The organism is Hansschlegelia beijingensis (assembly GCF_045505405.1).
Taxonomy (GTDB): Bacteria; Pseudomonadota; Alphaproteobacteria; order Rhizobiales; family Methylopilaceae; genus Methylopila; species Methylopila beijingensis_A.
In genome coordinates this window covers 1-6798 of sequence record NZ_JBJKEX010000154.1, presented here as the reverse complement: position 1 = coordinate 6798, position 6798 = coordinate 1, and the positions used below count along the sequence as shown (strand labels likewise).

3 protein-coding genes are annotated in these 6798 nt (G+C 64.6%); all 3 read left to right on the top strand.

From position 1 onward, the window contains the following. The first annotated feature begins 201 nt into the window (after window positions 1-201). The 3 genes from ACIKT0_RS10775 to ACIKT0_RS10765 all read left to right on the top strand — a co-directional run bounded on the left by ACIKT0_RS10775 (window position 202) and on the right by ACIKT0_RS10765 (window position 6128). On the top strand, window positions 202-1215 hold the full coding sequence (locus ACIKT0_RS10775) for a zinc-dependent alcohol dehydrogenase family protein (RefSeq protein WP_407105348.1): 1014 nt from the start codon (window positions 202-204) through the stop codon (window positions 1213-1215). Window positions 1216-1667: 452 nt separating this feature from the next. Continuing rightward, entirely contained in the window at window positions 1668-2873 is a 1206-nt protein-coding gene (locus ACIKT0_RS10770; RefSeq protein ID WP_407105347.1) for an efflux RND transporter periplasmic adaptor subunit, read from the top strand. A gap of 54 nt (window positions 2874-2927) precedes the next feature. Beyond that, on the top strand, window positions 2928-6128 hold the full coding sequence (locus ACIKT0_RS10765; RefSeq protein ID WP_407105346.1) for an efflux RND transporter permease subunit: 3201 nt from the start codon (window positions 2928-2930) through the stop codon (window positions 6126-6128). The last annotated feature ends 670 nt before the right edge of the window (window positions 6129-6798 follow it).

Genomic DNA, 6798 nt, shown 5'->3' with positions numbered 1-6798 from the left:
CCCCGGGCGATCGAGCCCACGTTGCTTCGATCGAAGGCTGCCACACCGAGACACGTCGGGTCTTCGAGACTGCCGGCCCGAAGTCGATTGGAACGGTCGTCACCCGTCAGGTCCGGGTCTGCGATTAGGCGGACGCACGCTTCAGGCAGACCTCCCCAATCACTGACGCCCCCTCGACGACAACGACACCAAGGATCGGCCATGACCAAGACCATGCAGGCGGTCGTGCTTCCCCGTTTTGGGGGGCCGGACGCGTTCGAGTTCCGCGAGGCGCCGGTTCCGGACTTAGGCCCGCGCCAGGTTCGGGTGCGTGTGCACGCGACCGCCGTCAATCCGCTCGACTATCAGATCCGCCGCGGCGACTACGCAGACTACGTGCCGCTGCCCGCCATCATCGGCCACGACATCTCGGGCGTCGTGGAGGAGGTCGGCGAGGGCGTCGGTGAGTTCTCGCTCGGTGACGAAGTGTACTACACGCCGAAGATCTTCGGCGGCGCTGGCTCGTACGCCGAGCAGCACGTCGCGGACGTCGAGATCGTTGGACGCAAGCCGCGGAACCTCAGCCACCTTGAGGCCGCCAGCCTGACGCTCGTGGGCGGCACGGTCTGGGAAGCGCTTGTCGAGCGTGCGCGGCTGAGCGTCGGGGAGACGATCCTCATCCATGGTGGCGCAGGCGGCGTGGGCACAATCGCCATACAGGTCGCCAAGGCGATCGGCGCGCGGGTGATCACGACCGCGCGCGCCAGCAACCACGACTTCGTCCGCTCGCTCGGCGCTGACGACGCGATCGATTATACCGCAGAAGATTACGTCAAGGAGATTTCCCGCTTGACCGAGGGACTTGGCGTCAACGTCGTCCTCGACACGGTCGGCGGAGATACGCTCACCAGAAGTCCATCAACGCTGGCGCCTTTCGGCCGTGTCGTCAGCATCGTCGACATTGCTCAGCCGCAAAACCTACTGGAGGCCTGGGGCAAGAACGCTGCGTATCACTTCGTGTTCACCCGCCAGAACAGGGGCAAACTCGACGCGCTCACCGCTCTTGTCGAGCGCGGGCTGGTGAAGCCCGTGATCGGAGCGACGTTCCCCCTCGCGCAGATGAGCGAGGCGCACGCTCTCTCGGAGAACGGCGCCGCACGAGGGCTGCGCGGGAAGGTGGCGATCGACGTCGCCGGCGCGGCGCAAGCGTTGCAGGCCGTTCAACCAGCCGCCTGATACGCGGACCAGACGACAAACTACTCCTTGCAGTCGCCTTTCGCGTTTTGAACGCGCAGAGATATGTGGTGACCGAGTTCTTGGCTTTGCGTCGTCGAACGACGCCTTGCCAGGATCTCGCGCCGCCTTTGCCCGCGGGGCCCGGCTCTTTCCAATGCCTGCGGCTCTCCCGCTGGGCCGCAACTCGACGCGAAGCTCAGACCGAGCGTATCGCCCGGACCGCCTTCCTGATGCGCAGATCCGTCGGTGCGCCTGCCGACCCGCTCCAGAAGCGGATGCAAGCCTCGCGTGGCTGGTGGCGACGCGGCATTGATCTCCCTCAAGCGACTTCGCCGTGCGCCGGTTACAACACTCTCATCCGCGGTCGCGTTCGGCCGACGGAAGTCTGCTGCAGCACACGTCCTCGGAGAGAATGAACGCCTCGAGCTTGTAGCTGCATTGGTGAGAGCAGGATGATGCACGATCGATTGTCGAGCGATCGGTTGTTACGGCTGCCGTCACGGTTCATGGCGCGGACTTCCGCGCCTCGCGCCAGCAACGTACGCTCCGCATTCTTTCTCTGCGTCTCCATCGCCGCCAGCCTGCTTACGGCGTCATGCGGCGAGAACGGCACGGCCGGCAAAGAACCTCCATCCTCCGCACCCGTGCCCGTGGCTGTCATCAAGGCGGCCGAACGACCGACCAATCCGGGCTTGAGCTTCATCGGCCGCGTCGAAGCCGTCCAAAAGGTCGACCTTGTCGCGCGTGTTCAGGGCTTTCTCACCAAGAGAGCTTATACGGAGGGGGCGATGGTCAAGGCCAACGACCTGCTCTTCGTCATCCAGCAGAACGCCTATCAGGCAGAACTCAACGCCGCGCTCGCCAATCTCGCGAAGGCCGAAGCCGATGCATGGAACGCCACCAAGCAGGCGGACCGTGCTCGCTCCTTGATCAAGGAAAACTTCGTCTCCGAGTCGATCCTGGATGACCGCATCGCGGCCGAGAAGCAGACGCAGGCCGCGGTCGAACAGGCGCGGGCCTCCGTGGAGCAGGCGCAGATCGACTTCGGCTATACGGAGATCAAGGCGCCGTTCGATGGCCGCGTCGGTCGTGCATCCGTGTCGGTCGGCGCCCTGGTCGGACCGAGCAGCGGCGCCCTGGCGACAATCGTCAGCCAGGACCCGATCTACGTCACGTTCCCGGTCAGCGACCGAACCATTCTGCAAGTGACCGAAGGCGACCGCGCGAAGTCGACGGAGAGCGTCGCGGTCCACCTCTTCATGTCGACCGGCGCGGAATATCCCGAAACCGGCAAGATCGACTACACCGGCGTCAAGGTCGATCCGAACACCGACACCCTGGCCTTGCGCGCTGTGTTCCCAAATCCGCGCGGCGCGCTCCTCGATGGACAGTTCGCCCGCGTGTTCGCCCAAAGCAAGGATCCCGTGCAGGCCCTGGTCATCCCGCAAAAGGCGGTGCTGACCGATCAGGGCGGCAACTTCGTCATGCTGGTCGAGGACGGGAAGGCGGCGCAACGGCGCATCACGACCGGCGCGAATTCCGGCGCCGATGTGGTCGTGCGGGAGGGGTTGAAGGTGGGCGACGAGGTCATCGTCGACGGCCTCCAGCGGGTGCGCCCTGGCGTCGCCGTAGACCCCGCGCCGGCCAGCGACTCTTAGCGATGCGACGAACCGATTGAGCGCTGCACGAGGCAGGAACAAGAAAGGCCCGCGATGCTGTCGGCCATATTCGTTGATCGCCCCCGCCTCGCCATCGTTATTGCGATCGTAATCACGCTCGCCGGGCTGATCGCCATGCAGCGGATCCCGGTCGCCCAATTTCCCGACATCCTGCCGCCGCAGGTCTCAGTCTCGGCAAATTATCCCGGCGCCAGTTCCGACGTTGTCGAGAGCACGGTCGCCCAAGTCATCGAATCGCAGGTCAACGGCGTCGACGGCATGATCTATATGTCGTCGACCAGCGGCAACGACGGGTCGTACACGCTGAACGTTACATTCGCACTCGGCACCGACCCGGACATCGCGACCGTCAATGTCCAGAACCGAGTCCAACTGGCCGAAAGCAGCCTGCCGACCGAAGTGACGCGCAGCGGTCTCAGCGTCCGAAAGCAATCCCCGGCCTTTCTTCAAATCGTCACGATCTACTCGCCGAACAAACTCTACGACGAGCTTTTTCTGAACAATTTCGCCATCATCAACGTTGTCGATCCCCTCGCCCGTGTGTCCGGCGTCGGCCAGGCGCAATCCTTCGGGACCCTCAATTACAGCATGCGCATCTGGTTCGAGACCGATGTGCTGGCGAGCCTTGGCCTGACCCCGTCCGATCTCATCGACGCGATCCAGAGCCAGAACGTGCAGGCGGCCGTCGGCCGCCTCGGCGCGCCGCCGATGCCCGACCAGCAGCAGCTTCAGCTCAACCTCGTGACGCAGGGCCGCCTCGCCGACGTCCGGCAGTTCGAGGACGTGGTCATCAAAGCCAAGACCAGCGGCGCCCAGATCCGCCTGAAGGACGTGGCGCGGATCGAACTCGGCGCCCAATCTTATGACACCGTCGGCCGGCTCGACGGGGCTCCCGCGGCCGTGCTGGGCGTGTTCCAGGCGCCCGGCTCGAACGCCGTCGCCGCGGCGGAAGGCGTGCGCAAGGAACTAGAACGGCTCAAACAATCCTTTCCGGAAGGGATCGACTACAAGATCACCTATGACACCACGGTCTTCGTCTCGTCATCCATCCAGGAGGTGATCAAGACGCTGATCGAGGCCTTCGCCCTCGTGATCGTCGTCGTGTTCGTCTTCCTCGGAAACCTGCGCGCCACCCTCATTCCCGCCATTGCCGTCCCCGTGTCGCTGATCGGCACGTTCGCCGTGCTGCTGGCCATCGGATACTCGGCGAACACGATCTCGCTCTTCGCCATGATTCTTGCCGTCGGCATCGTCGTCGATGACGCGATCGTCGTGGTCGAAAATGTCGAGCGCGTCATGACCGCGACCGGGCTTCCGGCCAAGGAAGCCACCAAACAGGCGATGAAAGAGATCACCGGGCCGATCATCGCGATCACGCTGGTGCTGCTGGCCGTCTTCGTGCCCGTTGGGTTCATCCCCGGTATCGCCGGAAAGTTCTACGGCCAATTCGCCGTCACCGTCACTGTCGCCATGCTCATATCGGCGGTGAACGCGCTCACGCTGAGCCCGGCGCTCTGCGGCGTCTTCTTGAAGCACGGACATTCCGACAGCCTTTACAGCCGGGCCATGGGCAAGGTCAGCGCCTTTATCGAGCGCATCAGCGACGGATACGGGAGCATCGTCCGGCGGCTGGTGCGGGTCGCGGCCCTGTCGCTGCTTCTGGTGGCGATGTTCGGCGGCGGCGCATACTGGCTGGACAGGACGCTCCCGGGCGGCTTCCTGCCGGAGGAAGACCAGGGTCTGTTTTTCGTGCAGGTCAACCTGCCGGCCGCCGCCGCGCGCAGCCGCACCCAAAGCGTCGTCGAACAGGTCAGCGAGATCACGAAGGCGGCGCCCGGCGTCGCCAGCATCACTGCGGTCATCGGGCGAAGCTTCATCGACAGTCTTGCCGAATCCAATTCCGGCTTCCTGATCGTCACCCTGAAACCATTTGCCGAGCGCCTCGGCCCGAACCTGTCCGTCTTCGACATCATGCGTGAGGTGCGACAGAAGACGGCGGGCATTCGCGATGCGCAGATCCTGCCGATCAACATGCCGCCGATCATCGGCCTCGGCACCGGCTCGGGCTTCCAGTACGAGCTGGAGGACCTGAGCGGGAAATCGCCCGCAGACCTCGCCTCCGTCGCCCGCGCGCTGACGATCGCCGCCAACCAGAACCCCGGCCTGGATCAGGTCTTCACCACCTACTCAGCTGCGACGCCACAGATTCGCCTCAACATAGATCGCGAAAAGGCGCTCAATGTCGGCGTCGACGTGAACGACATTTTCAATGTCCTGCAGACGACCCTGGGCGGATATTTTGTAAACTACTTCAACCGGTACGGACGCAGTTGGCAGGTGATCATCGAGGGCGAGGCCCAAGATCGCCGGACCGTCGAGGACATCTATCGGATTTTCGTGCGCTCGAACACCGGCAACATGGTTCCGCTTCGCGCACTGCTTAACGCCGAAGAGGCGGTCGGGCCGCAGTTCATCACCCGCTACAACAACTATCGCGCCGCCATGCTCATGGGGAATGCGGCGCCCGGCATCAGCTCGGGCCAGGCCATCGCTGTCATGGAGCAACTCTCCGCGACGACCCTGCCCGCCGGCTACTCCTACCAGTGGACGGGCACCGCCTATCAGGAACTCGAAGCGTCCGGACAAACCGGCATCATCCTCGGGTTTGCGGTGCTGTTCGCCTATCTGTTCCTCGTCGGACTCTACGAAAGCTGGACCATCCCGCTCGGTGTGCTGCTGTCGGTCAGCGCCGGCTTGCTCGGCGCCATGTTGGGGCTGCGCCTGACGGGCCTCGACAACGACATCTACGCCCAGATCGGCATCGTGGTGCTCATCGGCCTTGCGGCGAAGAACGCGATTCTGATTGTCGCCTTCGCCAAGGACCGCCGCGAGGAAGGCATGCCGATCGAGGAGGCCGCCGTTGTCGGCGCCCGCCAGCGCTTCCGGCCGGTGATGATGACGAGCTTCGCCTTCATCCTTGGTCTCCTGCCGCTGGTGACGGCGGTCGGCATCGCCGCAGCCAGCCGTCGCGCCGTCGGCACGTCGGTTTTCAGCGGCATGGTCGCTGCCTCGCTCATCGGCATCTTCCTGGTGCCGATGCTTTACGTGCTGCTGGAACGAACGCGCGAATGGTTGCACGCAAAGGTCTTCCGGGCGCCCCTGCATTACGCGGACAAGCCGGCGCCGGCAGACAACGGCAATGGCGCCGCCAAGGGTCAGGCGCCCGTCCGATGACGTCGTCGACCCTACGACGCAGATCCGGTTGACCATTCGCATGTGGGCGGGGCTCGGGCGGCAGGCCCGCGGGACTTTTCGGGAGAGACGACGCTGCCCTGCGACGGCCCTCTGCGCCGGCGCGGCCTTCCACATCTGGCGGTACAATTGCAGAAGAGGCCACGATCCGGACGCCCTGACGGGCGTCGCCAGGCGTGAACAGATCCCTGACTTCTCAAGGATTGCTCGCGGTTCGGCTGTCGGGGCTAGATGGCGGAGAGGGTGGGACCCAATCTCATTTACGCCCCAACCGCCTCAAAATTGAGCCGCATCGCCACGCCGGGCGACGCCGGTTGGTACATTGCGGGGTACAATCGCGCCAACCGAAGCCATGCGCAAGTCCCGTGTCACGACGCCGAACGGTCGGCCACGTGACGCCGTCACGGCCGGAAGCAACGTTCGGCTGAGACCCAGCCCGTGTTCCCGCCCCGCTTCGCCCCCTCGGGGTCGTCCAGGTCGAACCGCCCTAGGGCCCGGACCCATTAAGGGGTTTGCAGGTCGAGCGAAGCGTGATTCAGAGGCGTCCTCGAGGGAGAACGCCGATGGGATCGGACTGCTTCTGGCTGACGGACGAGCAGTTCGCGCGTCTTGAGCCGCATCTGCCGACGAAGACGCGCGGCGTTGCTCGTGT

Excerpts from the sequence above, each read along its gene's own strand:
- ACIKT0_RS10775 (WP_407105348.1), top strand. The coding sequence starts at position 202 with ATGACCAAGACCATGCAGGCGGTCGTGCTTCCCCGTTTTGGGGGGCCG.
- ACIKT0_RS10770 (WP_407105347.1), top strand. The coding sequence starts at position 1,668 with ATGATGCACGATCGATTGTCGAGCGATCGGTTGTTACGGCTGCCGTCA.
- ACIKT0_RS10765 (WP_407105346.1), top strand. The coding sequence starts at position 2,928 with ATGCTGTCGGCCATATTCGTTGATCGCCCCCGCCTCGCCATCGTTATT.